The organism is Motiliproteus sediminis (genome assembly GCF_017912535.1).
Classification (GTDB): domain Bacteria; phylum Pseudomonadota; class Gammaproteobacteria; order Pseudomonadales; family Balneatricaceae; genus Motiliproteus; species Motiliproteus sediminis.
Map to the genome: position 1 here is coordinate 808,433 of NZ_JAERQK010000001.1, position 26,157 is coordinate 834,589.

29 protein-coding genes are annotated in these 26,157 nt (G+C 59.8%); 21 read left to right on the plus strand and 8 right to left on the minus strand.

The features are described from left to right. Positions 1-16: 16 nt before the first annotated feature. From JJQ76_RS03860 to JJQ76_RS03875, 4 genes are all read right to left on the minus strand, one after another. Positions 17-934: a radical SAM protein gene (locus JJQ76_RS03860; protein WP_210395366.1), complete on the minus strand. Its 918-nt coding sequence runs from the start codon at positions 932-934 to the stop codon at positions 17-19. A gap of 9 nt (positions 935-943) precedes the next feature. Beyond that, entirely contained in the window at positions 944-1,651 is a 708-nt protein-coding gene (locus JJQ76_RS03865) for a TIGR04282 family arsenosugar biosynthesis glycosyltransferase (RefSeq protein ID WP_210395367.1), read from the minus strand. 196 nt (positions 1,652-1,847) lie between these two features. After that, entirely contained in the window at positions 1,848-2,486 is a 639-nt protein-coding gene (locus JJQ76_RS03870) for a ChrR family anti-sigma-E factor (RefSeq protein ID WP_210395368.1), read from the minus strand. Further along, positions 2,483-3,046, minus strand: a complete 564-nt coding sequence (locus tag JJQ76_RS03875; RefSeq protein ID WP_210395369.1) for a sigma-70 family RNA polymerase sigma factor — start codon at positions 3,044-3,046, stop codon at positions 2,483-2,485. The genes JJQ76_RS03870 and JJQ76_RS03875 overlap by 4 nt, the downstream gene beginning before the upstream one ends. A 197-nt stretch (positions 3,047-3,243) precedes the next feature. On the opposite strand from JJQ76_RS03875, the gene JJQ76_RS03880 reads away from it, so the two are divergent. The 14 genes from JJQ76_RS03880 to JJQ76_RS03945 all read left to right on the plus strand — a co-directional run bounded on the left by JJQ76_RS03880 (position 3,244) and on the right by JJQ76_RS03945 (position 16,074). Beyond that, on the plus strand, positions 3,244-4,596 hold the full coding sequence (locus tag JJQ76_RS03880) for an NAD(P)/FAD-dependent oxidoreductase (protein ID WP_210395370.1): 1,353 nt from the start codon (positions 3,244-3,246) through the stop codon (positions 4,594-4,596). Then, entirely contained in the window at positions 4,596-5,366 is a 771-nt protein-coding gene (locus JJQ76_RS03885; RefSeq protein WP_210395371.1) for a DUF1365 domain-containing protein, read from the plus strand. Before JJQ76_RS03880 ends, JJQ76_RS03885 begins: the two co-directional genes overlap by 1 nt. Beyond that, positions 5,363-6,589 carry an SAM-dependent methyltransferase gene (locus JJQ76_RS03890; RefSeq protein WP_210395372.1) on the plus strand — a complete coding sequence of 409 codons (1,227 nt, stop codon included), beginning with the start codon at positions 5,363-5,365 and terminating at the stop codon, positions 6,587-6,589. The genes JJQ76_RS03885 and JJQ76_RS03890 overlap by 4 nt, the downstream gene beginning before the upstream one ends. Then, positions 6,555-7,838: an MFS transporter gene (locus JJQ76_RS03895; protein ID WP_210395373.1), complete on the plus strand. Its 1,284-nt coding sequence runs from the start codon at positions 6,555-6,557 to the stop codon at positions 7,836-7,838. Before JJQ76_RS03890 ends, JJQ76_RS03895 begins: the two co-directional genes overlap by 35 nt. Continuing rightward, on the plus strand, positions 7,835-8,383 hold the full coding sequence (locus JJQ76_RS03900; protein ID WP_246480037.1) for a DUF3833 domain-containing protein: 549 nt from the start codon (positions 7,835-7,837) through the stop codon (positions 8,381-8,383). Before JJQ76_RS03895 ends, JJQ76_RS03900 begins: the two co-directional genes overlap by 4 nt. After that, complete coding sequence (locus JJQ76_RS03905; protein WP_210395374.1) at positions 8,373-9,032, plus strand: DUF6134 family protein; 660 nt, start codon at positions 8,373-8,375, stop codon at positions 9,030-9,032. Before JJQ76_RS03900 ends, JJQ76_RS03905 begins: the two co-directional genes overlap by 11 nt. Then, on the plus strand, positions 9,025-9,786 hold the full coding sequence (locus tag JJQ76_RS03910) for an SDR family NAD(P)-dependent oxidoreductase (protein WP_210395375.1): 762 nt from the start codon (positions 9,025-9,027) through the stop codon (positions 9,784-9,786). The genes JJQ76_RS03905 and JJQ76_RS03910 overlap by 8 nt, the downstream gene beginning before the upstream one ends. Next, positions 9,783-10,232, plus strand: coding sequence for a nuclear transport factor 2 family protein (locus tag JJQ76_RS03915; protein WP_210395376.1), 450 nt, complete (start codon positions 9,783-9,785; stop codon positions 10,230-10,232). Before JJQ76_RS03910 ends, JJQ76_RS03915 begins: the two co-directional genes overlap by 4 nt. 161 nt (positions 10,233-10,393) lie before the next feature. Then, the gene (locus tag JJQ76_RS03920) at positions 10,394-11,335 is read left to right on the plus strand and encodes a methylenetetrahydrofolate reductase (RefSeq protein WP_210395377.1); all 942 of its coding nucleotides are present in this window, start codon (positions 10,394-10,396) and stop codon (positions 11,333-11,335) included. 129 nt (positions 11,336-11,464) lie between these two features. Then, entirely contained in the window at positions 11,465-12,175 is a 711-nt protein-coding gene (locus tag JJQ76_RS03925; RefSeq protein WP_246480038.1) for a vWA domain-containing protein, read from the plus strand. Continuing rightward, complete coding sequence (locus tag JJQ76_RS03930; RefSeq protein WP_210395379.1) at positions 12,172-12,912, plus strand: J domain-containing protein; 741 nt, start codon at positions 12,172-12,174, stop codon at positions 12,910-12,912. The genes JJQ76_RS03925 and JJQ76_RS03930 overlap by 4 nt, the downstream gene beginning before the upstream one ends. 13 nt (positions 12,913-12,925) lie before the next feature. Then, positions 12,926-13,231: an MTH1187 family thiamine-binding protein gene (locus JJQ76_RS03935; protein WP_210395380.1), complete on the plus strand. Its 306-nt coding sequence runs from the start codon at positions 12,926-12,928 to the stop codon at positions 13,229-13,231. 149 nt (positions 13,232-13,380) lie between these two features. Beyond that, positions 13,381-15,525, plus strand: coding sequence for a phosphate acetyltransferase (gene pta / locus JJQ76_RS03940; protein ID WP_343232477.1), 2,145 nt, complete (start codon positions 13,381-13,383; stop codon positions 15,523-15,525). A 6-nt stretch (positions 15,526-15,531) separates the two neighbouring features. Continuing rightward, entirely contained in the window at positions 15,532-16,074 is a 543-nt protein-coding gene (locus JJQ76_RS03945; protein ID WP_210395381.1) for a bacteriohemerythrin, read from the plus strand. Positions 16,075-16,082: 8 nt separating this feature from the next. On the opposite strand, the gene JJQ76_RS03950 is transcribed toward JJQ76_RS03945, so the two are convergent. Beyond that, on the minus strand, positions 16,083-16,283 hold the full coding sequence (locus JJQ76_RS03950; protein ID WP_210395382.1) for a zinc ribbon domain-containing protein: 201 nt from the start codon (positions 16,281-16,283) through the stop codon (positions 16,083-16,085). Positions 16,284-16,337: 54 nt separating this feature from the next. Between JJQ76_RS03950 and JJQ76_RS03955 the strand changes: the two genes are divergently transcribed. From JJQ76_RS03955 to JJQ76_RS03980, 6 genes are all read left to right on the plus strand, one after another. Then, positions 16,338-16,865, plus strand: a complete 528-nt coding sequence (locus tag JJQ76_RS03955; RefSeq protein WP_210395383.1) for a retropepsin-like aspartic protease family protein — start codon at positions 16,338-16,340, stop codon at positions 16,863-16,865. Positions 16,866-16,973: 108 nt separating this feature from the next. After that, positions 16,974-17,177, plus strand: a complete 204-nt coding sequence (locus JJQ76_RS03960) for a hypothetical protein (protein ID WP_210395384.1) — start codon at positions 16,974-16,976, stop codon at positions 17,175-17,177. A gap of 159 nt (positions 17,178-17,336) precedes the next feature. Further along, complete coding sequence (locus tag JJQ76_RS03965; RefSeq protein ID WP_210395385.1) at positions 17,337-17,615, plus strand: hypothetical protein; 279 nt, start codon at positions 17,337-17,339, stop codon at positions 17,613-17,615. A 540-nt stretch (positions 17,616-18,155) separates the two neighbouring features. After that, entirely contained in the window at positions 18,156-18,380 is a 225-nt protein-coding gene (locus tag JJQ76_RS03970) for an acetyltransferase (RefSeq protein WP_210395386.1), read from the plus strand. Positions 18,381-18,489: 109 nt separating this feature from the next. After that, a complete protein-coding gene (locus tag JJQ76_RS03975) occupies positions 18,490-19,242 on the plus strand; it encodes a fructosamine kinase family protein (protein WP_210395387.1) in 753 nt (250 codons plus the stop codon). A gap of 129 nt (positions 19,243-19,371) precedes the next feature. After that, positions 19,372-21,090, plus strand: a complete 1,719-nt coding sequence (locus JJQ76_RS03980; RefSeq protein WP_210395388.1) for a diguanylate cyclase — start codon at positions 19,372-19,374, stop codon at positions 21,088-21,090. 9 nt (positions 21,091-21,099) lie between these two features. Here the strand turns inward: JJQ76_RS03980 and gorA are convergent, their stop codons facing one another. After that, on the minus strand, positions 21,100-22,485 hold the full coding sequence (gorA, locus tag JJQ76_RS03985; protein WP_425515217.1) for a glutathione-disulfide reductase: 1,386 nt from the start codon (positions 22,483-22,485) through the stop codon (positions 21,100-21,102). A gap of 171 nt (positions 22,486-22,656) precedes the next feature. Here gorA and xthA point away from each other — a divergent pair, with 171 nt between their 5' ends. After that, the gene (gene xthA / locus JJQ76_RS03990; protein ID WP_210395390.1) at positions 22,657-23,472 is read left to right on the plus strand and encodes an exodeoxyribonuclease III; all 816 of its coding nucleotides are present in this window, start codon (positions 22,657-22,659) and stop codon (positions 23,470-23,472) included. A 39-nt stretch (positions 23,473-23,511) separates the two neighbouring features. On the opposite strand, the gene JJQ76_RS03995 is transcribed toward xthA, so the two are convergent. Both JJQ76_RS03995 and JJQ76_RS04000 read right to left on the minus strand, forming a co-directional pair. Then, on the minus strand, positions 23,512-24,294 hold the full coding sequence (locus JJQ76_RS03995) for an energy transducer TonB (RefSeq protein ID WP_210395391.1): 783 nt from the start codon (positions 24,292-24,294) through the stop codon (positions 23,512-23,514). Positions 24,295-24,302: 8 nt separating this feature from the next. Next, the gene (locus JJQ76_RS04000; RefSeq protein ID WP_210395392.1) at positions 24,303-26,072 is read right to left on the minus strand and encodes a TonB-dependent receptor domain-containing protein; all 1,770 of its coding nucleotides are present in this window, start codon (positions 26,070-26,072) and stop codon (positions 24,303-24,305) included. Between the last annotated feature and the right edge of the window lie 85 nt (positions 26,073-26,157).

Sequence of the window (26,157 nt, forward strand, 5' to 3'; positions counted from 1 at the left end):
GCCAGGCCAGCATATCTCAGGTTTCGCTGCAGGAGGAACCATAGGCAAAACAGCTGTAGCAGCGGTGGTGGCGCATGCTGACACGCCGCTCCATCGCTTCGCGCAGAGTTGCACCCAGGTCATACTCTTCATCGTCATCAACCAGCGTGCAGGCGTAAACCCGCATCACGCCATCACGCTTGACAACCATCTTGCTGAACGCACACATGAATTGACGCCGACTCTCCTCGGTCTGGTAGGTGGTCATGCAGTGCGTGGTCACCTGGGGCACCTCCGGGTGACTACCGGGCTGGGCAAAATCGGGGAACGCCACTAAGGTCAGGTCCGCTGGCAGCCCCCATTGGGCGAACAGTTGACGGTAGGCTGCCTCCACGGCGGTGCGGTTTTCGTCGGCATCCATATGGCGGGCCACCGAAATGCCATAACCGGCATCATGGAGCATTTTCAGCCCCTTGAGTGCATCGACAAAAGTGCCTTCGCCGCGGCCCCGATCATGCCGCTCGGCATCGGGGTAGTCGAGACTGATCCGAAACCGGATCGGGTGCGCCGCCGTGGCCAGCGCCCGCAACTGTTCGAAACGACGTTGCAACGGAGCGGTGCCGTTGGTCAGCACCAGACAAGGCGCAAACTGTGAGGCGTAGGCCAGTATCTTAACCATATCCTTGGCCAGAAACGGCTCTCCCCCGGTAAATGAAAACTGGCTCACCCCGAGCGCCAACGCCTCATCGACGAGCGGTTGCACATCCTTGAGTTTCACCAGCTGCAAACGTTTGTCCGCCGGGCCGGAGCCCTCCAGACAAAAAGGGCAAGCCAGATTGCAGGCGGTGCCGGTATGAAACCAGAGTTCACGCAGTTCATGGGGGTCGATATAGCCACGGGGATCCCCGTCGGGGGTGTAAAACCAATCGTGACTCAGGGCGGCAATGCGATCCATACAGATATCCTAGCTAGCGTCAGTCATCCGCGGCGACGGTTCCGCGACCACCGGCAGCAGGCGCCCCAGCAACAGATACAGGTCTGCTCGTGCCGGGCGCGAATCTTGTTGCAGGTCCCGCACCAGGCGATAAAGATCCCGCTCGACATCGATATCGTAACCGGGCGCGATATAGCCGCAGCTCAAACCTGCGCTTACACAGCGCTGGCGCAGGCTATCACCGAGGTTGTCGCAACTCCAGGGGAGATCGGCGAGTGGCGGCCAGGGCCGAGAGGCCCCCATCAGAACCACGCCGCCGTCTTCCGCGGCACTCAATACCACCTCTGTCCGGGCCAATTGCTGCTGTGCCGCCTTGAAGTGCAGCGGCGACAATATCGGCGCATCGGAGCCGATATAAAGTATGCGTTCATGCTGCTGCCGGCGAAGGTGCTGATCCAACTGCTGCAAGCGCTGCCCCAGATTGCCGGACGACTGGGGGATAATCTGGCAATCACGGGCCAGCAGGCCCGCTGCCCAGGCGGCATCCTCAGGTGTGGACGGCGCAACAACTACATCGCCAGGCCACACTTCGGCATCCTCCAGCGCACAGGCCAGCAGCGCCTCTGCAATCCGCTGGGCTACCGCGGTACCTAACGTTGCCGCCAGTCGTTGTTTACCCTGCCCCTGAAGCGGTCGTTTGCACACCAGCACCAGGGTCGAATTTTGATCTGTTTTCAAGGAGTTTCCTCACACGGTTTTGCAACTGACGACAACCACTGTCGTTTGTTACACGCTAGCATAACAGGATGCCATTGAGCGTTGGTGTTGGGCGGGGAGTATGGAGAGCTGCGGGCCGCTATGAGGATATGTGCCTTGCAGCAGAACACCGCAAAGGCGGCCCGGTCTGTCACCAAGTGACGAACCGGGCCGGGTATCAGAAGTTAAGCAGCCGCTGAAACAGTCGCGGGGCCCAATCCTTGAATCTCAGCGGGGCGTCAGTGGCCACCAGGCAGATGCAGTCGCGATTGCGGTCAGCGATGGGCTGATGCTCAATGCTATCGTCAAGATCCGCCACATTGCCGGGGGTGAAACGACCGATCTCGTCACTGTAGGAGCCGGACAACACCAGGGTCATCTCACCGCCGCCGTGACCGTGTTCCGGCAGGCAAGTACCCGGAGCGATGCGCAGCAGGTAAAGATCACCACTCACCTCTGGAAAACGGACCTGTTTGATCCCCGGTGCAATCCGCCGCCAGGGCAGTTGGTCCACCTGCTGGTCGCTCCAGTCACGCAACAGCTCGGGCACCGGGGTACCGCGAGGCCGTGCGGATGGGGATTCGTCAGCGGGCTGGTCCAGCATCGCCATAAGTCGGCTTTTGCTGGCAGCACTGAACCTATCGGCGGGTTGCTGACCGAAAAACAGACCAGCCAGGGTTTCTGCCTGCCCAACCCGCTGCCGACAACGATCACATTGGTCCAGATGCAGCTGCATCACGCAGGCGAAATTCTGAGGCGAACCACCGGCGGCAAAGCTTGCCAGCGATGCGTCATCGGGGTGATGGCTAAGTGTCATAAGGCAACCTCCATACTGCTGCGGAGTTTGGCAAAGGCTAAACGGAGCGACGATTTGACGCTGCCGAGCGGGATCTCAAGTTCGGTCGCGATCTCAGCGTGCGTTTTACCCTGGTAAAACGCCATGTACACCACCTGAGCCTGGCGCTCCGGCAGCCGCGACAGCTCCTGCCTGACCTGTTCCTGCAGGCGCTGATCAGTCACCAGACCGTCCGGTGTCTCACCTGATGCACACTCATCGGGCTCGCCACGCACTTCATGGCGATGGCGGCGCAGCTGATCGATGTGCAAATTACGGGCGATGCGGAACAGCCAGGCGGTAAACGCACCCTGTCCGGCATTGAACTGGGCAGCACGCTGCCATACGCGTAGCAGACAGAGCTGCACCAGCTCTTCGGCCTCGTCATGACTGGCGCCACGCTGCAGCAGAAAGCGCAATAGCCGGCCGCCAAACTCATCAACGACCTGCTCGAACGCCTCCCGGTCCCGCTGCTCAGCGATTCGCTGCATCAACTGCAGCCAGCGCGCCTGCTGATTCTTTTCTATAGTCGTTGACAACATCTCTGGCTTCAGTCGGTTACTTATTTTGAATCAAGCCTTTTGCGCTGGCCTGACAGCTCAGTCTCTGTCCGGTATACGCACCGGATGGCGGTTCGGATCACCGCAATCAGCATTTTGCCGCATGGCACTGTGAACTTGATCCGGGGGTGATCCGAACGCCTTGCTCAAGCGTAGACCGGAAAAATGGAGAGACAGGCATGCACATGAAATCCAACATCGCCGTGATCGGCTCGGGAATCAGCGGACTGAGCTGCGCCTGGCTATTGTCGCGACGCCATTCAGTGACCTTGTTTGAGAAAGATGATCGTTTCGGCGGCCACTCCAACACCTGCAACGTCGAGCTCAACAATCAGACTCTGGCGGTGGATACCGGATTCATGGTGTTTAATCCGGTAAATTACCCCAATCTCACTGCACTGTTTAAACATCTTGGCGTAGCCACGCGCCCGACTGACATGAGCTTCTCGGTATCGGTCGATAACGGTGCGTTGGAGTATGCCGGCAGCGACCTCAATGGCCTCTTCGCCCAGCGCAGCAATCTGTTTAGCCCCGCCTTTTGGAGCATGCTGGCGGATCTGCTGCGCTTTTACCGTGAGGCGCCGCAACTCATGGCCGAGATTCCAGCCACATTAACCCTCGGCGAATTGCTCGAACAGCAAGGCTACAGCCAACGCTTTCAACAACAGCACCTGTTGCCGATGGGCGCGGCGATCTGGTCCACCCCCATGGACAAAATGCTCAACTACCCTGCCCTGACTTTTCTGCGCTTCTGCGCCAACCACGGTCTGCTTCAACTGCGTGACCGCCCCCAGTGGTACACCATCGATGGCGGCAGTCGCGTCTATGTCGACCGCCTGCTGGCGCAGTTAGGTTCCGCGGCACGCAATCACGCCGGCATTCGCACCGTCAGGCGCCAGACCCTGAACGGCAAGACCCAGGTCACCCTGATCGACTGGCAGGGTAACGAGCAGCACTTTGATCACGTGGTGTTTGCCTGTCACGCCGACCAGGCGTTGGCGATGCTGCGCGATCCCAGTGACGCGGAACAAAGCGTCCTCGGGGCCTTCCGCTTTGAGCGCAATCGCGCCCTGTTGCACAGTGACCCTGCGCTGATGCCTCGCCGCAAAGCGGCCTGGTCAAGCTGGAACTATCTCAGCCAGAGCCGGGGGGACCAGGCGGTGGCGGTTACCTACTGGATGAATAAGCTGCAGCATCTGCCGGAAAAAACGCCGCTGCTGGTGACGCTCAATCCGATCACCGATCCCAAGCCGGAGTCGATTCACGCCGCATTTCTCTACGATCACCCACTGTTTGATCTCAATGCCCTGGCGGCCCAGCGCAAGTTATGGGATTTGCAAGGCAATCGCCACACCTGGTTCTGCGGCGCATGGTGCGGCTACGGTTTCCACGAAGACGGCCTGCAGGCAGGTCTGGCGGTCGCCGAAGCTCTGGGCGGTGAGGACCGCCCTTGGCAGGTGCCGGGCATGTATGACCGGGTAGTGCTGCCACCGGGATGGAGAGACGTAATGCGCCGTGAGGAGGCCGCCTGATGGCCCACGCGCTCTATCGTGGCCTGGTGATGCACCGGCGGCTGCGCCCCAAACTGCATCACTTTCGCTACCGGGTAAGCAGCTGGCTGATCGACCTCGACCAACTCGAGACGCTCGCCGGCTACTACCCCTTGCTTGGGGTCAATCGCGCGGCACCGTTGAGTTTCATGGAAGCAGACTTCGGCCCCCCCGGCACCGGGTCCCTCAAACAACGCATTCAGGACTTGGTAAGCTCCCAGGAGCTGCCTCGGCCGGAGCGGCTTGAACTGCTGTGCAATCTGCGCTGTTTCGGATTTCGCTTTAACTCGCTGGCGATCTATTTTGGCTACGATCACGCTGGCACCCTCACATCGGTCTCCTACGAAGTCAGCAACACCCGGGGCGAACGTCATCTCTATGCTGCGCCGGCCAGCCCTGATGGAGCGCAACAGCAGAGCGCCGACAAGCAGATGTACGTGTCGCCCTTCATGCCCATGGGGTGCCGCTACCGCTTCCACACCACGCCACCGCAGCAACGATTCCGGGTTGTGATTCACCAGAGCGACCGCCAGGGCGTCCTGTTCAGTGCCCTCTGGCGCGGCGAGCAGCGCCCCCTGGCCTATCCTGCGCTGCTCAAAGAGGTGCTGTTTCCGACCGCGCTTAAGACCTTCGCAGCCATTCACTGGCAAGCACTCAAACTCTGGATCAAGCGGATTCCGCGGGTTGACTTCACCCCGACCGGCGCCTACCGCACAAGTTCGGCCATTATCGACAAGGACCAGGTTTCATGACCACAAGCAACCGTCAATACTCTGTCTCGCGCCGGCGGCGCCAGCCGTCGCCATCCCTTACACTGCGCTGGCTACAGCAACGCCTGGACGAGGTCGGTATCAGCAGCATCCGTTTGCTGGATCCCGACGGTTCCGCCGTGCATGCGGGTGAGAAACGGCAGGATATCGTGGTGCCGACCCTGAGCGTGCGACGCCTTAACGCTCTTTGGCGAGCCTGGCGCGGAGGCCTCATAGGCTGGGCAGAGGGCTACATGGCTGGCGATTGGGACACCCCGGACCTGGCCGATCTGTGCCACTGGGCCGCCGCCAACGAGCAGGCGCTGGAGCGTGCATATGGCGGCTCCCGTTTGCAACAGCTATTCAACCGGCTCCTCCATCGACTCAACGCCAACTCCCGCCGTGGCAGCCGTCGCAACATCGCGTTTCACTATGACCTGGGGAACGACTTCTACCGCCAGTGGCTCGACCCCAGCATGACCTACTCGTCGGCGTTATTTGAGCATCCGGGCCAAACACTGGAGCAAGCCCAGTACGCCAAGAACCGCAAGATCATGGCCCTTTTGCAGCCGCAGCAGGGTGATCAGGTATTGGAGATCGGCTGCGGTTGGGGTGGATTTGGCGAACAGTTGCTGCGCCAGCACCCGGTCGACTGGCACGGCGTGACGCTTTCCCGTGAACAGCTGCACTGGACCCAACAACGCCTGCACTGTTTTGGTCGCCAGGCCAACGCCAGCCTCACCGATTACCGTGATATTCGCGGGCAGTACCAGCGCATCGTCTCCATTGAAATGCTTGAAGCCGTTGGAGAGGAACACTGGCCGCACTACTTCAACCAGCTGCACCGCCTCCTCAGCGAAGATGGCAGTGCGGTGATTCAGGTAATCACTATCGACGAACAGCGCTTCGACAGCTATCGCCGTGGCGCCGACTTTATTCAGCGCTACATTTTCCCCGGAGGAGTGTTGCCCACATCCGCAGCTGTTCACCAGCACGCTGCTCGCGCCGGACTGGTCGTTGACCAACAGTTTGCGTTTGGTCAGGACTACGCCCTGACGCTGCGCCACTGGCGCGAGGCGTTCAACCGTCGCTGGCCGGAGATTGCGGCGCTCGGCTTCGACCAGCGGTTCCGGAGATTATGGAATTTCTACCTCTGTTACTGTGAGGCCGGCTTTGCCAGCGGAGCCATCGATGTCCAGCTGTTCCGCTTCCGTCCTCACGCCTGAGCAGCGCTGGTGCTATGCGCTGCCGGCGGCAGCGCTGGCGCTCCCAACCCTTCCCTTCTACATCCTGCTGCCGGTTTACTACGCCGAGCAGACCGGACTGAGTCTGGTGAGTGTGGGCGGATTGCTGCTGCTGGCACGACTGATTGACGTCGCCAGCGACGTGATGGCCGCTCGCCTGTGTGACCGACCGCTGGGGCGTTACGGGCGCAAGGGCTGGCTGGCGCTGGGCGCGCTGCTAAGTGCCGTTGGGCTGATCGCCCTGGCCCACCCAGACCAGGATCGTCCGGGGTTGTGGCTGGCCCTGTTCGCCGCGATTCTGTATCTGGGCTGGACCCTGATTCAGATCCCGTATACCGCCTGGCTTGCCGGTCTTGAGGGGTCCGATCAGCAGCGCCGTGAACTGGCGGCCCGGCGTGAGCGCTGCGGCCTGATCGGGCTGCTGCTGTCGGCGCTGTTTCCCAGTCTCAGTGCATTGTTCGGCTGGCAGGGCGGCGACCTGTTTCAGTCGCTGGTGTGGCTCACTCTTTTGGCCGGCAGCATAACCCTCACTCTCCTGCTGTGGCGGGTTCCCGAACCTGCCCGCCTGGCACTGACGGCCGACTGGCGCGCGCTGTTCCGGCTCCCGTTGCAGCGCCGCCTGCTGCTCGCGTGGTTTATCAACGGCTTGGCCAACGCCATACCCGCGGTTCTCTTTCCCCTGCTGGTTACAGTGGTACTGTCACGTCCGGAAACTGACCGCGGCATGCTGCTGCTGATCTACTTTGTCAGTGCCGCCGTCGCGCTGCCGCTCTGGATCGCCCTCGCTCGCCGCTGGTCCGATGCGCGCAGTTGGTGTGTGGCGATGATGGCCGCCATCCTGGTCTTCGCCAGCGTCCCACTGCTGCCGCTGGCACTGTTGCCCTTCGTGCTGATGGTAGTCTTCACCGGTTTATGTCTGGGCGCTGATCTGGCGCTGCCCCACAGTCTGCAGGCACGGCTGGTGCGCTGGGAGGCGCGCAGATACCAGCGTTTTCAGCCTGCACTGCATTTTGCCGGCGCCAGCCTGGTCAACAAGCTGGCGCTGGGGATCGGCGTAGCCCTGGCACCCGCTCTACTGGCTCTGGGCAGCTGGGAAGACAGTGCTCCACAGCAGAGTTCCGCGGCTATCTGGCAGCTATTGGTGATCTATGCGTGGCTGCCATGCGTATTAAAGGCAGTGGCTATAGCGCTGATCTGGCGTTTCCCCGACCTGGAGGAAAGCAATGAATGAGACCTTCCCGTTACCGGCCCCTGTGGCTCTTGCTTTGCGGCTTACTGATGTCAGCCTGTAGTTCGGTCGAGCGGCCGTTCCAACAACCGCAACCGGAGTTGGTGCTGGAACAGTTCTTCGATGGCAAGACCCGAGCATGGGGGCTGTTCGAAGACCGTTTTGGAAACCTGAGACGCCAGTTCAGCGTTGATATCGACGGCAGTTGGGACGGCCATACCCTGACCCTCGACGAATCTTTTCAGTTTTACGATGGCGAACAAAGCCGCCGTGTGTGGCGCATCACGCCCGTCGCGGCTGGGGTTTACGAAGGGCGCGCCGATGATGTGATCGGTACCGCCACCGGCGTTGTCGAAGGCAACCTGCTGCGCTGGCAGTATCAGCTTGATCTCAAAGTCGGAGACAGCAGCTGGCGAGTCAACTTCGATGATCTGATGTGGCAACAGGATGGACGGGTGATGATCAATCGCGCCACCGTCAGCCGCTGGGGATTCCGCATCGGCACCCTGACCCTGTTCTTCCTGCGGGAGGGGCCCGATGCATCCTAGGCAGCCGATAAACATCGCGGTACTCGCGGCCCTGCTAAGCAGCACCGCAGCTAATGCGGCAACACCCTGGTACCCCCGCTATGGTGACGAGATCCTGTTTCAGGTCTATCGCCAAAACGAGCCGGTGGGCTTCTACCACCAGCGTTTCTCTGGCGACGGCGAGCGGTGGCAAACCCGCATCGCCATGGAGCTGGAGATCGACTGGTGGCTGTGGCAATACAACTACCGCTACGAGGCCACCGAACAATGGCAGGGCGACCAGCTCACCCAACTTGAAGTACTGATCGATCGGAACGGCGACCAGACCCGCTATCAACTGGGTCCGGGCGACCCCAGTCTGGGTTCTGGCAGTGAACAGATACTGCCCACGCACCACTATAACCCGGCCGTGCTAACTGCCAGCCGGGTGTTCAACACGATCGACTGGGAGGTCAACCGGGTCACCATCGAACCGCTAGAAACCGCAACCGTTAGCACGGGGGTGAGCAGTTTGAGCGCTACCCGCTTCCGCTACGACGGCGAACTCGATCAGGTAGAGTCCTGGTACGACGAGCAGGGGCGCTGGGTCGGTTTGCGCTTTCGCGACCAGTCCGGCGCACAGGTTGAGTTTCGCTGCGTTGTCTGCGCTAACGAGGGCTCCCATGAGTAGCGCCCTACCGCTGGCCTGGATCACCGGCGCGAGTCAGGGGATCGGTCGATCGCTGGCGGTAGAGCTGCTGCAGCGCGGCTGGCGGGTGGCAGCTACCGCCCGCTCAGAATCGCCCTTGCTCCGCCTGCAACAAGCCCACCCCGGACAGCTGTTCAGCTTCCCCGCCGACGTCTGTGACCCGGCGCAGATGGCTCGCACTATCGACGCGATCGAAGATCAACAGGGCCCAATACAGCTCGCCATTTTTAACGCCGGCTCCCATCAGCCGGAACATGCCAGCCAGTTTCAGGCCCGCACGGTGCGCCAGTTGATCGAGTTGAATCTGCTGGGCGTATGCAACGGTCTGGAGCCGTTGCTACCGCGGATGCTGGAACGCGGGCAAGGCCAGATCGCCGCGGTGGCGTCACTGGCGGGCTACCGTGGCCTGCCCACCGCCGCGGCCTACGGTGCCAGCAAAGCGGCGCTGATCAACCTGATGGAATCGATCGCTCTCGACCTGCGCGGCAGCGGGGTAAAGATTCAGGTGATTAACCCCGGCTTTGTCAAAACGCCGCTGACCGATCGTAATAGCTTTGCCATGCCCGGCTTGATCAGCAGCGACCAGGCTGCCAGGTCGATCGCCGAGGGGCTCATGGGCAATCGATTTGAAATCCGCTTTCCTGCCGGCTTTGCTACCCTAATGGCAGTACTGCGCCATCTACCCTATCGCCTTTATTTTCCGTTGGTCGCCCGTCTGACCCGAGGAGATTCATGAGCCCCCCCCGCGATCAGCAACTGCAACACTACCTGACGCTATTCAACAGCCCCACAGCCGACTGGTCTGCAGCGGAGCAGCTGATAGCTCCCGACTATCTTTTTTCCGACCCTTTTCATCAACTGCAGGGACTCACGGAGCTACGTCGCTATCTTGCCTACATGCACCGCCAGTTCGATCAGGTTCGGTTCACCCCGGAGGTCGTTGCCTGGCAGGAGCACCACTGCTTGCTGCGCTGGCGTTGCGAAGCGAGCTGGCAGCGGAAACAGCTGGACTTCCGCGGCGTCAGTGAACTGGAGTGTGACCCGCACGGCCGATTCCGGCGGCACACCGATTACTGGGACGCCGCCGAACACTTTTACGCCGAGTTGCCGATTCTGGGACGGGTGTTGCGCTGGACCAAGGGCCGGGTGCAACGGGATTTTGTTCACGCCGAAGGGCGCTGACAGCGCTCACCGCCAGCGCGACTGCCACTGGTTGCTGCATTAATTTACTTCATGATGGACTGAGAACATTTCGTCTTATAACTAATACCCCAAGTCCAGCCTCATCTATATAATCTTTTTCAACTTAACGACACTCGAATTTTTTGCTGGCGATCCCGACCATGAGCGACAACCTGCTTGAACGATTCTCCGACCCACGCCGCGGGGTGTATTTTGTTGGCACCACGCCACCCAAGGCGAGCACTGATGACGCGAGCATGGCCGAAATCGCCGACAAGCTGCTCGCTCGGCTGGCGCACCTGGAGTACGACGGCCTGATCGTCTACGACATTCAGGATGAAAGCAGCCGCATCGACAAGCCACGGCCCTTCCCGTTTATCGGCACCCGCGATCCGCGTGCCTACTCGGCCCTCCTCAACGAGCGCAGCGGTCGCCCGATTATCACCTACAAAAGCGTCTCCCAGCGCGATCGTGCCGAGTTCGACCGGTGGCTGGATCAGGCCTGGAACGACTATGGCGTTCGCAATCTGGTCCTGGTGGGAAGCCCCTCCGCCAGCGCCGATATCAAGTTATCACTGCGCGAGGCTTACGCCGCCGTTGCTGAGTCGCACCCCTTCGCCCTTGGTGGTGTCACCATCGCCGAGCGTCATGCGATCAAAGGCACCGAGCACCAGCGTCTGGACGCCAAGGGCGCTAATGGCTGCCGCTATTTCGTCTCCCAGGCAGTGTACGATGCCGACGCCACCCTATCGCTACTGCAGGATTACGGTCGCCTGTGTGCCGAGCAGGGCAAGAGCCCGGACCGAATTGTGCTCACCTTCACTCCCTGTGGCAGCGCCAAGACTCTGGAGTTCATGCAGTGGCTCGGCATCTCGGTGCCCACCGCGACCGCCTCGCGGATTCTTGAATCCCCCAACCCGCTCAGCGAATCGATCCGTATCTGCCGCGCCAATCTGGAACAGATTCTTGATGCCTGTCTGCCACTGGGTATTCCGGTAGGCCTTAATATCGAGAGTTTGACCAACCGCAAGGAGGAGATCGAGGCGTCAATTCGCCTGTTCAAACTGCTTAAAGCTACTCTGGAAGAGTGTCTGGCACGCTGAGGTTTCGCGCACCTTGATCGAACCCTTTGGGCGCCTGCGACTCAAAAGCTGCAGCGGATTCCGGTGGCGTGTTTGACGAGTCACGCCAGAGGTTCCATTCTTTCAGTTCTGCAGCCAAGACTCAGCATGATGAGCGACAAACCTTCACCGCCCCAATTACGTCACCAGATAGACCAGTTTCTGCAAGCGGTCGATAACCTGCCAGCCCCTCGCAAGGAGCGCGGGCGTATCATGTTTGCCATGGATGCGACTGCCAGTCGCCAGCCCACCTGGGATCATGCCTGCCAACTGCAATCTGACATGTTCGCTCACACCAGGGGGCTGGGCGGCCTCAGCATGCAGCTGTGCTTTTACCGCGGCTACTACGAATTCCGCGTCTCGCCCTGGTATGACGACCCGGACGAACTGCTTCGCGCCGGCCAGACCGTGCGCTGCCGCGGCGGGCATACCCAGATCGGTCGCGTGTTGCGCCATGCACTGGAGGAACACCAGCGGCAGCCGCTGCAGGCGGTGATCTTTATCGGTGACTGCATCGAGGAGTCGCTTGATGATCTCTGTCACCAGGCCGGTAAACTGGGGCTGCTTGATCTGCCACTGTTTCTATTTCAGGAGGGTAACGACGCGACTGCCAGCCAAGGCTTTGCCGACATGGCGCGCTTGTCCGGTGGTGCCCATTGCGCCTTTGACGATCACAGCGCCAGCCAGTTGAGCGAACTGCTCAACGCCGTGGCCGTCTACGCCAGCGGTGGTCGCGAGGCGCTGCGAGAACTGCTCCAGCAAGGCTCGCCCAGCCTGAAGACACTCGCCCGGCAACTCCGGCTGGAGGTGCACAAACCGTGAATCTTGTCCTGTTGCTGGCGGTATTTGCGTTTCTGTTCCTGCTGGTACGCACGATACTGGTTCGCGCACCCCGCTATGGTAAATCCTTTCTGATCCGCATCGGGTTGGTGGCCCTGGCGCTGGTCATCCTGTGGCTGGCGCTGACCGGTCGGCTGCACTGGCTGTTCGCCCTGGTCAGTGGTCTGTTGCCGTTTATCGGGCGTATCGCCCGTTGGGCGGCTCCGCTGCTGCTCCGGTTATTTCCACTACTGCAGCAACAGCGAAAACAGCGCCGCGCCCGACAACGCAAGTCGGGGCAACAATCAACCGTGAGCAGCGTGCTGCTGCGGATGACCCTCGATCACGATAGCGGCAACATCGAGGGCGAAGTGCTACAAGGCCCGCTGAACGGGCGGGCGCTGGACAGCCTTTCCCTGTACGAACTCAAACAGCTGCACCAGCAGTGTAGCGAACAGGATGGCGAGGGCCTGCGCCTGCTGGAAGCTTACCTGCAGCGCCATCGTCAGCAGGAGTGGGAGCAAGCAGCGGCAGGTGACTCAGGCCAGAGGTTTACAGAAGGCACCATGTCCGATGCCGAAGCGCTGGCGATTCTGGGGCTGGAAGCCGGCGCAAGCCGTGACGAGGTAATCAACGCCCACAAACGGATGATGGCACGGATGCACCCCGACAAAGGCGGCAGCAACTACCTGGCCAGCAAGATCAACCAAGCCAAGGAGCAGTTGCTCCGGTCAACATAATGAGGTTAACAGCATGAAGGTGATGATCGATCTGTGTGTCGTGCCGCTTGGCGTCGGTCTGTCGGTTTCCGAGTACGTAGCCGCCTGCCAGCGGATTCTCGACGAGGCAGGCTTGAGCCACCAGATGCACGCCTACGGCACCAACGTCGAAGGCGAGTGGGACGCGGTGTTCGCCGCGGTAAAGCGTTGTCACCAAGAGGTTCACGCCATGGGTGCACCACGGATCACCACCTCGATGCGGATCGGTACCCGCACCGATCGTGACCAATCCATGGCCGACAAGATCGACAGCGTTAACCAACGGCTGCAAAACCCCTGACCGGGATCACTGTTTGCGTCACTCAACGTACCGCACCGCAGCATTTTTTTGCTACTCTAGGCCCTCGAACGGGAGGCGCGGTGCGCCAATAATCACTACAACAGCCCAACCCCCGCAGTCGTAATTCATTCTTATCGTTGAGGCTCCACGTGACGCACGCGTTAATGGTCGTACCCACCGGTCTGGGTACCGGACTTACCACTACTGTACTTGGGCTGTTTCATGCACTCCGGCGCCAGGGCGTTCGGGTACACTTTTTCAAGCCGCTCACCCAGCCAACCGAGGGCGATATGCACAGCGACCGGTCGGTGGCGATGCTCAGTAACGCCTGTCCGCTGCCGGTTGCTGAACCACTCCCGATCCGCGATGCCGAGCACCTGCTCAGTCAGGACCGTGGCGACGAGCTACTGGAAGAGGTGGTTGCCCGCTACGAGTCCAGCCTCCAGGATGATATCGAAATCGTCATTATCGAAGGCATGGTGCCCACCCGCAGCCAGCCTTATGCCACCCGCATCAACAAAGAGATCGCCCGCGCACTGGACGCCGAGGTCATTCTGGTAGCCGCCCCCGGCAACGACAGCATCGAGGCGTTTCAGGATCACATCGATATCACCGCCCGCGCCTTCGGCGGCACCCAAAGCGGCAAGGTGATCGGCTGTGTACTCAACAAGCTGGGAGCCCCGGTGGATCGCAGCGGACGCATCCCCCTGGACGACCAGTCCGACGACACCCGAGTACTGAGCCTGTCCGAAGCGGTGGTGCGCGAGCACGCACAGATCTTCGGTGACCATTTCCGGCTGCTCGGCTGTATTCCCTGGCGGGAGCGTATCGCCGCGCCACGGGTCAGCGATCTGGCCCAGTTTCTTAACGCCACCATCATCAACCGCGGTGATCTCAACAGCCGCCGTGTCGGCCAGATCTCTCTCTGTGCCCGCACGGTGGCCAATATTGTCGATGATCTCAAAGCCGGCAGCCTGATCTTCACCCCCGGCGATCGCGACGACGTGGTGATGGCCGTCTGTCTGGCCGCGCTCAACGGTATTGATGTCGCCGGCCTGGTGCTCACCGGTGGGTACCAGCCGGGCGAGAAGGTGATGAAACTCTGCCAGGGAGCAATCGCTACCGGACTACCCATTCTCAGCGTCAAACAGAACAGCTGGCAGGTCACCCAGTGGCTGGGACGCTTTGAGCAGGAGATGCCGGTCGATGATCTGGACCGCATCGAGCTGACCATGGAAGTCTGCGCCTCCTTTATCGATTCCGAGTGGTTGCAGTCGTTTTCCGCCACCGTCAGCGAACGGCGCCTGTCGCCACCGGCGTTTCGTTACCAGTTGGTCGAGCGCGCCCGGGAAGCAAACAAACGCGTGGTGCTGCCGGAGGGTAATGAACCGCGCACTATTAAAGCGGCCGCAATCTGTGCTGCGCGTGGCATCGCCCGCTGCACCCTGCTAGGCAATCCGGAAGAGATCTACCGTCTCGCCGAAGGTAACGGCATTGAGCTCGGTTCCGGCGTTGATGTCTACGACCCGGACAGCATTCGCGGGGATTATATCGATCGCCTGGTTGAACTGCGCCAACACAAGGGGATGACCCCGGTAATCGCCGAGGAGCAGCTGAAAGACAACGTGGTGCTCGGCACACTGATGCTGGAGATGGGTCACGTCGATGGCCTGGTGAGCGGTGCTGTTCACACCACCGCCAACACCATCCGCCCGCCACTGCAGCTGATCAAAACCGCACCCGGTTGCGATCTGGTTTCGTCGATCTTCTTCATGTGCCTGCCCGAGCAGGTGCTGGTTTACGGAGACTGCGCGATCAACCCCGACCCCAGCGCTGAAGAGCTGGCTGACATCGCCATCCAGAGCGCCGATTCGGCACGGGCCTTCGGAATTCCGCCACGAGTGGCGATGATCAGTTACAGCACCGGCAGTTCCGGCCAGGGTGACGATGTCGAGAAGGTTCGCGTGGCTACCGAACTGGCGCGAGCCAAACGACCGGATCTGTTGATTGACGGTCCGCTGCAATATGACGCCGCGGTCATGGAAAGCGTTGCCCGCAGTAAGGCACCGGACAGCAGTGTCGCCGGGCGCGCCACGGTGTTCGTGTTCCCGGATCTTAATACCGGAAACACCACCTACAAGGCGGTCCAGCGCAGTGCCGACGTGATCAGCATCGGCCCCATGCTGCAGGGGATGCGCAAACCGGTAAACGATCTGTCACGCGGTGCGTTGGTGGAAGATATCGTCTTCACCATCGCCCTGACCGCGATTCAAGCCAACAGTACGGAGGCGTAGCCCACCATGCCGATTCTCTGGCGCGATTCGATGGCCATAGGCCACCCCACCATCGACAGTGAACACAAATACCTGTTTTGCCTTATAAACGCGGTGGAATTGGCGTTACAGATCGACAACGCACCGGAAGTTGTTCGCTTCTACCTCGAACAACTGATCGATTACACCCGCGCCCATTTCGAACATGAAGAGAAGATTCAACTGCAGATCCAGTTCGCCAAGTACGCCGAGCACAAGATGGAGCACCAGAAGATTCTCAACGAACTGGAGCTCCTGCGCAGCCGCCTGAACGACCTACCGAAGATCAAACCGGACCCGTCGCCGGTAACAGCAGAGCGCGCTGTGCCGGACGACGAGATCGAAGACTACGATCCCAGCCAGAGTTACGAGGCGCCGGCAGAGCCTGCTACCGACGAACCGCATACCGACGCAGCAACCGCAAAAACCCTGGCGCAGGTGGTCAGTTTTCTTCGTCACTGGATTCTCGATCACGTACTGCAGAGTGACATTCATATGAAAAGCCCCTTGCAGTCGCTGCGAAAACGCTAAGCGTTCGCTTAATCGTCCTCGGAGTAGACCTCAACCCGGCACGCGCGCTCCTCATCCAGTGCGCCAAGTTCGAGTACCATCGGACGACAACAAACCGCGCAGTCATGATACAGAGCCTGGGACTCGCTGATAAACTCCAGTTCCAGCGCGTTCTCCTCACCGCAATAGGGGCAGATAACAGCGCAGGGATACAGCAGTGTGGCGACCATTGAACTCACCTCCTGAGTTCAGTCTAATTCAAAAATCCTCCTGGAAACGCTGTGGTGACTGCACCTACTCCAACCGAGACTCAAACCCGACGCATCGGAACCGGCTTCTGGGTGCTGTTCTGGCTGCTCGCCCTCGGTTTCGCAAGCTGGTTTTTCGGCAGTTGGGAGCAGCAGCGCGCCTTTCCCAACCAAGATCCTGCAACGTCAATATCCGCACAACAGACGGAACTGGTGCTGCAAGCGGATCACAAGGGGCACTACCAAGCCAATGGTACGATCAATGGCACCCCAGTACGTTTTCTGGTGGACACCGGCGCGACCCAGGTTGCGATTCCGGCATCTCTCGCCAGAACACTCCAGCTTCCGGCTCTGGCCCGGGGGGCGGCACGCACTGCCAACGGCAATGTGGCCGTTATCCAAACCCGCATTGACCGGCTTACCATCGGGCCAATCCGATTAAGCGCGGTTCCGGCGACCATCATGCCCGACATGCAGTCTCCCATCCTGCTGGGGATGTCCGCTCTGGGCGAGCTGCAACTGCTCCACCGCGATGGCACCCTGACACTCACACAGCACCACTGATCTGCCATTACACCTGCATTTAGTAAGGCTTTGTGTTAGGCTGGAGAGGTTTCATACATCGAGCTCAGGATGAGCCGCCGAATAACGACAACGAGCGGAGGACGCGGTATGAACCTCGAACACCTCTCCAGTAAGCTACGCTTGGATATCGATCACCTGCTGTGGCAGCAGCGCACCCAGCACCTGACGCCGGACCAGTTCCGCGAACGCTTTAACACCATCGCCCGTGGCTACTGCAGCCTGGTTCCGCAGCAGGACCGCGCCGAGGTCCAGCAACTGGTCGAACGATACAAGGCCTCGTTGCTGCACTGATCGAACTATCCCGCAAGGGCAAATCCCCCTTCGTTTCGTGCCCTTGTTATTTTTTCAGCGATAAGGCAGTACGCTGAAATTTTTTTCAATCGCGGCACGTCAGCCTCTTCTAATCTTAGTGACACCGATAGTTCGCTCATCACAGAGGCTTTACCGACCATGCTCACCTACGAAGACTGCTTAGAACTTTGCGAGCTTAACCAAAACGAGATCGACGCTATTGCCGAGCATGAACATATTGACCGCCTGCAGGCGCTGGCGGTGGGGGATCATCTGGTTCATTGCCGTGGCGGAGAAACCAAGATTCGCAAAATGATCATTGACGATATTCGTCACGCCCAGCGCCACGGTGACCGCAGCCACGAGGTTCGTCTTCGTCAGGCGCTAGGCCACTTTATCAAGACTCATCCGCATCAGCGGAGCCCTGGGCGCCTCTAACGCCCGAGAAGCCCCGGCCCTGAGCCGGGGCTTTTTTGATTAACGGATCAGTGCCGCCTGCGTCCGCCGGAATGGTGGTCCCCACGGCCGTGGCGTCCGCCGCGGTAATGCTCCACACGGCCACGATAGGGTCGTTTCCAGCCCCTGTGGCCATGTTTTCTATGCCATCGATACGGACGATATTCACGCGCCCAATGGCGGTAAGGCCTGAGGTGGCCGCGCCATGGTGCAGCGTACTCAAAGCGATAGAAGTCAGGCGCGTAGCTGTAGCCGCCAATCTCGACCTTGAAATAATCACCGGCGTTGGCAGGTCCGGCGAGCAATAACCCACAAAGCACTACCCCTGCCGCGACCCCTTTTACTACTGTACTCATAATCACCTCCGGCTGTTCGGGGATCATTCGAGAAATCGCTGCGGCGACACCCGATGTTCAGCATCAGTATCGAACGGTGCGGCTGAACCGCTGCTTAACACCGAATGGCAATCCCGCAGATTTTTCCCATACTCAGATAACCCTCACCCACTTGCGGAGGTCTGCCATGCTGCTTAAAGACTCCTCCAGCGGCCATCTCGTCGAGGTCATGAACCTTGTTGAGCTGCTCAACCCTTTCGAAGCCCGCACCCAGGTTCAGTTTCAATACGGAGAAGAAGCGCACCAGCCGGAATACGTTCGCAAAGACCATCTCTGCTTTCCCTCCGGCGAAGCGCTGCCCCGCTGCTGGCTGGACAGCCACTACCGGGATCCGGAGTTGCGCCGTCACTAACTCGGACAGCCCGCTACCCAGCGCCGTGAAAATGGCGCTTTCGGGGGCGGGTATTATCGCGAAAGGACTGATAAACAGCCGACCTACCGGCCTGGGCGGGCTTAGCTTCGTGCTCGATTCAGACGTCGGTGAGCTGTTCATAAAGTATCGGCGCCATCCTCCGACCGGATTGTTTCAGGCGGAGGCAGCGGGCTTGGCGGCGCTGGCAGAGAGCAAAGCCATACCGGTAGTTCAGGTGCGTGCGGTCAACGAGCAATGCATCTGCCTGAACCACCTTCCACCCCGGCCAGCAACAGCCAAAGACTGGGCACGAGCCGGAGAAAACCTGGCACGGTTGCACCAGATCACGGCACCGCAGTTTGGATTTGATGGCGACAATTACTGCGGCGACACCCGCCAGATCAATCGCCGAGAAAGGGATGGATACCAGTTCTTCAGTCAGCACCGGCTGCTTTACCAAGCGGGAATGGCGCATCGGAGAGGGTTGCTGAGCAGTCAGCAGGTAAAACAGCTTGAACGACTCTGTCAACACCTGCCGGAGCTGATTCCCCCGCAACCCGCAGCCTTGATCCATGGCGACCTGTGGCGTGGCAATCTGCACTCGAGCGGCGGCGAGCTGGTGCTGATCGACCCCGCCTGCCATTTCGGCTGGCCTGAAGCAGAACTGGCGATGACCACTTTATTTGGCAACCTCCACGCCAATTTTTATGAGGGCTATCAGCATGTTAGCGGTATCGATTCGGACTGGCGCCAGCGCGCAGATCTATACAACCTGTACCACCTGCTCAACCATTTGAACCTCTTCGGCAACAGTTATCTCCCTGATATCGATGCCATAATCCGCCGCTTCGGAGCCGCCTGACGGGAAGGAAAAGTTATCCTTGGTGTCATCGATAAGCTATAGTAACTGTCCAAAATACAGGGACTTGTATGTATTACTCCCTCTTAAGTCATAGTTTTGCCGCAGCACCGGAACCAGAGCATCCCGGCGATGATGTTTAGCGGCGTCAAGCAACGCCTGTATGCCGGTTTTGTTTTGGTGACCCTGATCACCGCCCTATCCTGCGCCGTCGGCGTTTACCTTTTCCAAAGCCTGCATACCCAAGCAAACGAGATAGCCCAGGACAAGGTCCCGGCCATGCGTCTGGTGCTGAGAATCGCCAAGGAGAGCCAGCGCATCGGTACTCTGGTATCGCAACTGCAAAACAGCAGCAAGGCCACCCGCCACCAGACCCTGATCGTCGAACTCCGCCAGCAATGGTTGCAACTCCAGGAGTTATCACGCCAGTTTTCAGCCCTGCGGGGTTATCAGAACGATAGCAACCACCTGCTCCTTCGGCGAGAGCTGATCGACAACGTGGTTTCCCGCTTTGACGAAATTGAGCAGAGCGTGCAACAATGCATCGTCACGACAAACCGTCGCCAGGCTATTAGCAACCACATTGACCAGTTTGGACGCCGCTTCCTGCAACAGCTGCATAACCACCAACTGCAGTTCGATCAGGCCATGTACAGCGTAACCGAAGGTAAACCCAACCTGACGCGGCTCAAGCGCATTCACCAGCAACACCAAGCACTGGTGGCGTTCACCGACAGCGCACAACAGCTGCAACAGCGCGTGAATCAGGTGCCCCAACTAGCTTCAGCGGAGCTGGCAGCGGAACAGCAGCGGGCACGGGAGCAACTTGAAGCGCTGCAACGGTTGCAGGTTCAGGTAACCGGTGACGCAGGCATTGAGGCACAGCTGTGGGTTCAGGCGCTGGCCGACGCGATCAACGGTGAAGATGCTATCTATCAAGCCCGTCGGCACGAGCTAGCGCAACTGGATGCTACTAGCGAAGCGTTGGAGCGACATGGTGAAATCGCCTCGGGCATGATGCTCGAGGCCGACAAATGGGTGCAGAACCTGCACAACGGCATCAATCGCTCAGCCTCATCGCTCAGTCGCCAGATCAACAGCTACACCCTGCTGCTGATCTTTGCCACCCTGGTGTTCCTGCTACTGGTATTCGCGGTGGTCTGGCTTTACGTCGGGCGGGGTATCATCCTGCCGCTGATAGCCACCAGCCAGGCGATGAATGCTATCGCCGACGGCCGTACCGAAACCAGCATGCCCCAGTTCGGCGAAGGTGAGATAGGCTTGATGTTGAAATCCCTCGCCCGCCTCAAGGCCTATGTCGTTCAGGTCAAGAATCAGGCCCAGCGCGACGGTCTGACCGGACTCTACAATCGGCGTCAATTTGACGAAACCCTGGAGCGTGAGTTGCGCCGGGCAGCGCGGGAACAGACCCCACTCAGCCTGATCCTGGCCGATATCGACCACTTCAAGGCCTACAACGACAACTATGGCCATATTGCCGGTGACAGTTGCCTCAAGGCGATTGCCCAACTACTCCAACGCCAATTTAATCGGGCGGCAGATCATTGCGCCCGCTACGGGGGAGAGGAGTTTGCCATCGTTCTGCCGGCAACGCCGCACGATGCAGCAGAGCTGCTGGCAGAGGGGCTGGTCGCTCAGGTTGAAGCGCTGAAACTGCCCCATCAATTCAGTGATACAACCGACTGCGTTACCGTCAGCGCCGGTGTTATTACGCTGGTGCCGAATCAATCACACAGCCCCCAACTGATCATCGACATGGCCGACAAAGCCCTCTATCAGGCCAAGGAGCAGGGGCGTAACCGGATGATCCAGAACACCCTCACCGTCTGACCTGTGCCGTCAGGGCTGTCGCTGACCGTCGCGATAACAGTGACTCGGCTCGCGCATGGTCACAAACTCTTCGGCCGCCGTTGGATGGATACCGATGGTGGTATCGAATACCGCTTTGGTAGCACCTGCACGCAGCGCCACCGCAATGCCCTGCATGATTTCGCCGGCATCGGCTCCCACCATATGGACGCCAACTACGCGCTCACTATCGGCGTCCACCAGCAGCTTCATCAGTGTCCGCTCGTCACTACCACTGAGGGTATGCTTGAGTGCGCGAAACTCTGAACGGTAGACATCCAGGTTGGGGTAACGGGTCAGCGCCTGCTCTTCGCTCAAACCCACCGTGCCGATATTGGGTTGGCAGAAGACCGCAGTCGGTATCAACTCATAATCAACCGGCTTCGCGTTCTCGTCGTAAAGGTGAGCCACCAGTTGCATCCCTTCGGCCAGGGCGACCGGGGTCAGTTGGACCCGGTTGATCACGTCACCAATGGCGTACACCGAAGGTGCCGAGGTCTGGAAGTTATCATCGACCTTAATGGCACCGCCCTGAGCCTGCTCCACGCCGGCACTCTCCAATCCCAGACCGACGACATTGGGCGCCCGCCCGGTGGCATAAAGAACCGCATCCACCTCCAGCGTCGAGCCATCGGTCAACGCGGCGAGCAGCGACCCGGTGGCCGTCTTTTCTAGCGACTCGACGTTCAGGTTAAAGCGCAGGTCTACCCCCTTCTTGCGCATTTCTGCGGCCACAAACTCACGCACCTCCTGATCAAAGCCGCGCAGAAACAGGTCACCCCGGTATAGTTGCGTGGTACGCGCACCCAAACCGGCAAAAATACCGGCAAACTCCACCGCAATATAACCACCGCCCACGATCAACACCCGTCGGGGAAACTCGTCCAGATCAAAAATCTCGTTGGATGTGACTGCCAGCTCGCTCCCGGGAAACTCGGGTACGGTCGGCCAACCTCCCGTAGCGATAAGAATCCGCTCAGCGCGATACCGGCTTCCGTTAACCTCAACCGTATGGGCATCGACAAGCTTGCCGCGCCCGTTGATCACCTGGGCGCCGGAGTTGTCCAGCAGACGCTGGTAGATTCCGTTCAAGCGGCTAATCTCGGCACTCTTGTTATCGCGTAAACGCTGCCACTGGAAAGGCACCTGCTCGCTGTCCCAGCCAAAACCTCGCGCCTCCTCGAACATCTCAGCGTAATGCGCGGCGTAAACGTAAAGCTTTTTCGGTACGCAACCCACGTTAACGCAGGTTCCACCCATATAACGATCTTCGGCGACTGCTACACGTACACCCTTGGCTGCCGCCATACGCGCCGCCCGCACGCCCCCCGAACCGGCCCCGATTACAAACAGGTCAAAATCATAATCCTTGCTCACCATGCATCTCCTTCACGCGTGTGAATGCCTCGTACTCTACCCACTCCAGCCCCCGGCCGCCAATTTAAACTAGCAGGGCAAAACGATAGACAAAAACAATCGATTACCAGATTACATTAGCTCTGGGTTTGGTTACCTTTAGCGCCATGCTTTGTTATCGGATCTTTGCCCATGAAAATTGTTTCATTCAACACCAACGGCATCCGCGCCCGCCAACACCAACTGCAGGCGCTGGTCGAGCAACACCAACCCGATGTGATCGGCATTCAGGAAACCAAAGTCAGTGACGAGGAGTTCCCGCGTCAGGCAATTGAATCGCTAGGCTACCATGTCGATTTTCATGGCCAGAAGGGACACTACGGGGTCTGCCTGATCTCCAGACAGCCGGCCATCGAGATACGCAAGGGGTTTCCCTGGGATAGTGATGACGCACAAAAGCGCCTGATTGTTGGTCGTTACGCACTGGCAAACGGCCAGTCGCTTACGGTTATCAATGGCTATTTTCCCCAGGGGGAAAATATTACTCACCCAACCAAATTCCCCGCCAAGGAGCGCTTCTACGCCGATCTGCAGCGTTATCTGGAATCGGAGTTCAGCCCGGACGATCTCCTGCTCGTAATGGGCGACATGAACATATCACCCGAAGACAACGACATCGGTATCGGCGAGGTAAACCGCAAACGCTGGCTTAAAACCGGCAAAGCCAGCTTTCAGCCCGTTGAACGGGAGTGGCTGCAACGCCTCGGACGATGGGGGCTGACCGATACCTTCCGCCACGGCCACCCGCAGGTATCTGATCGGTTCAGCTGGTTCGACTACCGTAGCCGCGGGTTTGAGGCCGAACCCAAGCGCGGGCTGCGCATCGACCTGATCATGGCGACCCCGTCTATGCTCAGGCGCTGCACTGGCACCGGCATCAGCTATGAGATCAGAAGCATGGAAAAGCCCTCGGACCACGCGCCGATCTGGGCCGAGTTCGAGCTATAGCGGCGCAAAGCGCGCTGCGACAGCAGCGACCGGCGCGCTTCAGTTGATCAGCCGGTAGCGGACCGGCACTTCAACGGTGAGGCGAGCTGCCAGGGATCGTTCCAGTGCACCCACGGCGCGCATACTGGCCATTGCAGCCCGATCCAGCGCCCCGTAACCGGAACTGGCCAGCAGCCTCACCTCAGCGATCATTCCGCCCTCGTCCAGATCCACACCGAGTAACACATCGCCCTCCCAGCCTTTACGACGCGCGCGCAGGGGATAGGAGAAATGGTCTTGCAGTGCAGCCAGCAGCTGGCGTCCTGCTAGCGTGCGGTGATCCTCCGAACCGTGGGTCGCCGGCTCGGCGGCACCTCCGGCGTCCGCTAGCCGCGCCGCCGGTGATACCGGTGACGAGTCCTCCAACACCGCTGACGTTGCGACGGCCTCTACCCGGGCAGCAGCCTTACCAACCTTGGCCACCGTAACTCGGTCAGTGGCATCCGGCTTTGGATCAAACGGCGTTAAAGCCTTGACCGGAGTCGCGACAACGGCGACCGGTTGGGGGCTGGCGACCTGCTTCTGGGCATGGACGGCGCGGGTCACCAGCTTTTCAGGCAGCGCCTTCGCCACAGCCGGTTTCCGGTGCGCGAGAGCTGAAACCGGCGCGGGCGGCATCGCTGCCGGCACTGCCAGCGCTGCCGATGGACCGCTGAGGGTCACCCGCAGCGGCCCACCGTCGCCGGACGGTGCCGGCGTATTCCAGCCGAGACCGAACAACGCGGCAGCATGCGCTCCCGCGGAGACCAGTAACAAACCGAAAAAGCGCGCCCTGCCCGTCATACCACCACCTAACGCTGATAGACCAGGCTGAGGAGATAGCTGCGATCCAGGCCGCTGTAGCTCCGCCCCAGAAAATCGGCATTGGTGGTGTAGTCCTTGCCCGTGAGGTTGTTTACCTTGGCCTCAAGTCCCCAATGCGCGTCGATGGCGTAGCGTGCCTTCAGGTTGAGCAATCCGTAACCAGCCAGCGTACCACTGGACGTGTCGCGATCGCCCTGCGCCAGCAGGGTCAGCAACCAGTCGATCTCACTGTAACGTCGCCCCAGCTCGACCTTGAGGCTGCGCTCAGCACGATTTTTCAGGCGCGAGCCGTCATCGCGGTCGATGGCATCAAGCAGCGTCGCATTGGCAGCGGCCTGCCAACCGGCGAACTCCCCCGTCAGCTCCACCTCCAGGCCGCGAATACGAGCCTGCTGGTTGTCGGGCTGGGAGCTGATCAGGTTATCCACTTGGGTATGAAAGGCCCGCAACGCGTAGGTGGTTTGTTTGGCGCGGCCCTCATAGCCCAATTCATAGGAGGTCGACTCTTCAGGCTTGAGATTGGGATTGCCGAAGCCAGGCCAGTACAGCTGGTTGAAGGTGGGCGCCTTGAACCCGGTACCGACCGACGCCAGCAAACGATGGTCGGGAGCCACACGATAGCCCAGATTGAGATTGCCGGTACTGTGGTGGCCGTAGGCTTCGTTGTCGTCGTGACGTACACCGGCCAACAGATTCAGCTTGCCGTATTGGCCCTGCCATTGGGCAAACAGGGCACGGTTGTCGCGTTCCGTTCGGTCATAGTTGCCGCCGGTTTTACTTACCTCGTCGCGATAGAAATCAACCCCCAGGCTAAGCAGGTGATCGTCATTGAGGTAGTAGTCGCCTTTGAGATCGGCACCCCGACGCTGGGTTTTAATGGTACTGGGAAAAGCGTCGAAGTTCTCGGATTCGTCGCGGTGTTCGTTAATGCCGCCATTAAGGCTTAACTGGTCACTGAGCTCACTGGTGACGCGCAGACCAAGGGTCTGCTGCAGATTGTCGGAGTAATCATCCGCCGGTGCCGCCTGTGAATCATAATGATTTTCCGACTCGGCCCGCAGCAGGCTCATGTCAGCATAGGTAGTTCGGCCCAGTTGCTGGCGCAGATTGAGCCCCAACGAGCTATTGCTGTAGCCGTCATCGTCCGGGTTGACGCCGTCGAGTGCGTCAACACCATCGGTATCGAAATAGCCAAGATTCACACTCGCCTGGGTTGTCTCATCCCCCCAACTGGCGCCGGTCTGAAGATCACGGGTGCCATGACTACCGGCGCCGATCCGTGCACTGGCATGGGTGCCCTGCCCTCCTTTTCGGGTAAATATCTGGATGACGCCGCCAATCGCTTCGGCACCATAGAGACTCGAGCGCGGCCCGCGCACTAGTTCAATGCGCTCAATCTGCGCCAGAGGGATCTGTTCAAACGGAAAGGAGCCCAGCGTTGCCGAACCGACACGGACCCCATCGATCAGAACCAGCGTATGGTTGGAGTTGGTGCCGCGCAGAAACAGGCTGGCTGTTTTGCCATGCCCGCCACTGACAGAAAAGTCCACCCCGGGCAGTTGGCCCAGCAGTTCTGGCAGGGTCGTGGCGGGGCTGCGTTCGATCTGGTCTCGGGTCAGTACGCTGACCGGAACCAACGTCTGATCGGTGGTTTGCGCAATACGTGTGGCGGTTACGACTAGGGTATCCGCAGAGTCAGCCGCAACGGCGGAGCCGGCGGCCAGCGCTGCAAGCGGCAGCAGTATTCGGGTTTTCATGGGTAAAAGCGTTCCTGTGCATGTGCTCACCCGCACATGGGATTATCCATTGGCTCTGAAGCCATCCGCAGTTACCGCAAAGAAG

What these genes read in the sequence shown, in the direction of transcription:
- JJQ76_RS03920 (WP_210395377.1), top strand. Translation starts at nt 10,394, where the DNA reads ATGAGCGACAACCTGCTTGAACGATTCTCCGACCCACGCCGCGGGGTG.
- JJQ76_RS03925 (WP_246480038.1), top strand. Translation starts at nt 11,465, where the DNA reads ATGAGCGACAAACCTTCACCGCCCCAATTACGTCACCAGATAGACCAG.
- JJQ76_RS03900 (WP_246480037.1), top strand. Translation starts at nt 7,835, where the DNA reads ATGAGACCTTCCCGTTACCGGCCCCTGTGGCTCTTGCTTTGCGGCTTA.
- JJQ76_RS03895 (WP_210395373.1), top strand. Translation starts at nt 6,555, where the DNA reads ATGTCCAGCTGTTCCGCTTCCGTCCTCACGCCTGAGCAGCGCTGGTGC.
- JJQ76_RS03870 (WP_210395368.1), bottom strand. Translation starts at nt 2,486, where the DNA reads ATGACACTTAGCCATCACCCCGATGACGCATCGCTGGCAAGCTTTGCC.
- JJQ76_RS03960 (WP_210395384.1), top strand. Translation starts at nt 16,974, where the DNA reads ATGAACCTCGAACACCTCTCCAGTAAGCTACGCTTGGATATCGATCAC.
- JJQ76_RS03915 (WP_210395376.1), top strand. Translation starts at nt 9,783, where the DNA reads ATGAGCCCCCCCCGCGATCAGCAACTGCAACACTACCTGACGCTATTC.
- JJQ76_RS03910 (WP_210395375.1), top strand. Translation starts at nt 9,025, where the DNA reads ATGAGTAGCGCCCTACCGCTGGCCTGGATCACCGGCGCGAGTCAGGGG.
- JJQ76_RS03880 (WP_210395370.1), top strand. Translation starts at nt 3,244, where the DNA reads ATGCACATGAAATCCAACATCGCCGTGATCGGCTCGGGAATCAGCGGA.
- JJQ76_RS03970 (WP_210395386.1), top strand. Translation starts at nt 18,156, where the DNA reads ATGCTGCTTAAAGACTCCTCCAGCGGCCATCTCGTCGAGGTCATGAAC.
- JJQ76_RS03945 (WP_210395381.1), top strand. Translation starts at nt 15,532, where the DNA reads ATGCCGATTCTCTGGCGCGATTCGATGGCCATAGGCCACCCCACCATC.
- JJQ76_RS04000 (WP_210395392.1), bottom strand. Translation starts at nt 26,072, where the DNA reads ATGAAAACCCGAATACTGCTGCCGCTTGCAGCGCTGGCCGCCGGCTCC.
- JJQ76_RS03935 (WP_210395380.1), top strand. Translation starts at nt 12,926, where the DNA reads ATGAAGGTGATGATCGATCTGTGTGTCGTGCCGCTTGGCGTCGGTCTG.
- JJQ76_RS03965 (WP_210395385.1), top strand. Translation starts at nt 17,337, where the DNA reads ATGCTCACCTACGAAGACTGCTTAGAACTTTGCGAGCTTAACCAAAAC.
- JJQ76_RS03995 (WP_210395391.1), bottom strand. Translation starts at nt 24,294, where the DNA reads ATGACGGGCAGGGCGCGCTTTTTCGGTTTGTTACTGGTCTCCGCGGGA.
- xthA (WP_210395390.1), top strand. Translation starts at nt 22,657, where the DNA reads ATGAAAATTGTTTCATTCAACACCAACGGCATCCGCGCCCGCCAACAC.
- JJQ76_RS03885 (WP_210395371.1), top strand. Translation starts at nt 4,596, where the DNA reads ATGGCCCACGCGCTCTATCGTGGCCTGGTGATGCACCGGCGGCTGCGC.
- JJQ76_RS03980 (WP_210395388.1), top strand. Translation starts at nt 19,372, where the DNA reads ATGATGTTTAGCGGCGTCAAGCAACGCCTGTATGCCGGTTTTGTTTTG.
- JJQ76_RS03950 (WP_210395382.1), bottom strand. Translation starts at nt 16,283, where the DNA reads ATGGTCGCCACACTGCTGTATCCCTGCGCTGTTATCTGCCCCTATTGC.
- JJQ76_RS03905 (WP_210395374.1), top strand. Translation starts at nt 8,373, where the DNA reads ATGCATCCTAGGCAGCCGATAAACATCGCGGTACTCGCGGCCCTGCTA.
- JJQ76_RS03890 (WP_210395372.1), top strand. Translation starts at nt 5,363, where the DNA reads ATGACCACAAGCAACCGTCAATACTCTGTCTCGCGCCGGCGGCGCCAG.
- JJQ76_RS03875 (WP_210395369.1), bottom strand. Translation starts at nt 3,046, where the DNA reads ATGTTGTCAACGACTATAGAAAAGAATCAGCAGGCGCGCTGGCTGCAG.
- JJQ76_RS03860 (WP_210395366.1), bottom strand. Translation starts at nt 934, where the DNA reads ATGGATCGCATTGCCGCCCTGAGTCACGATTGGTTTTACACCCCCGAC.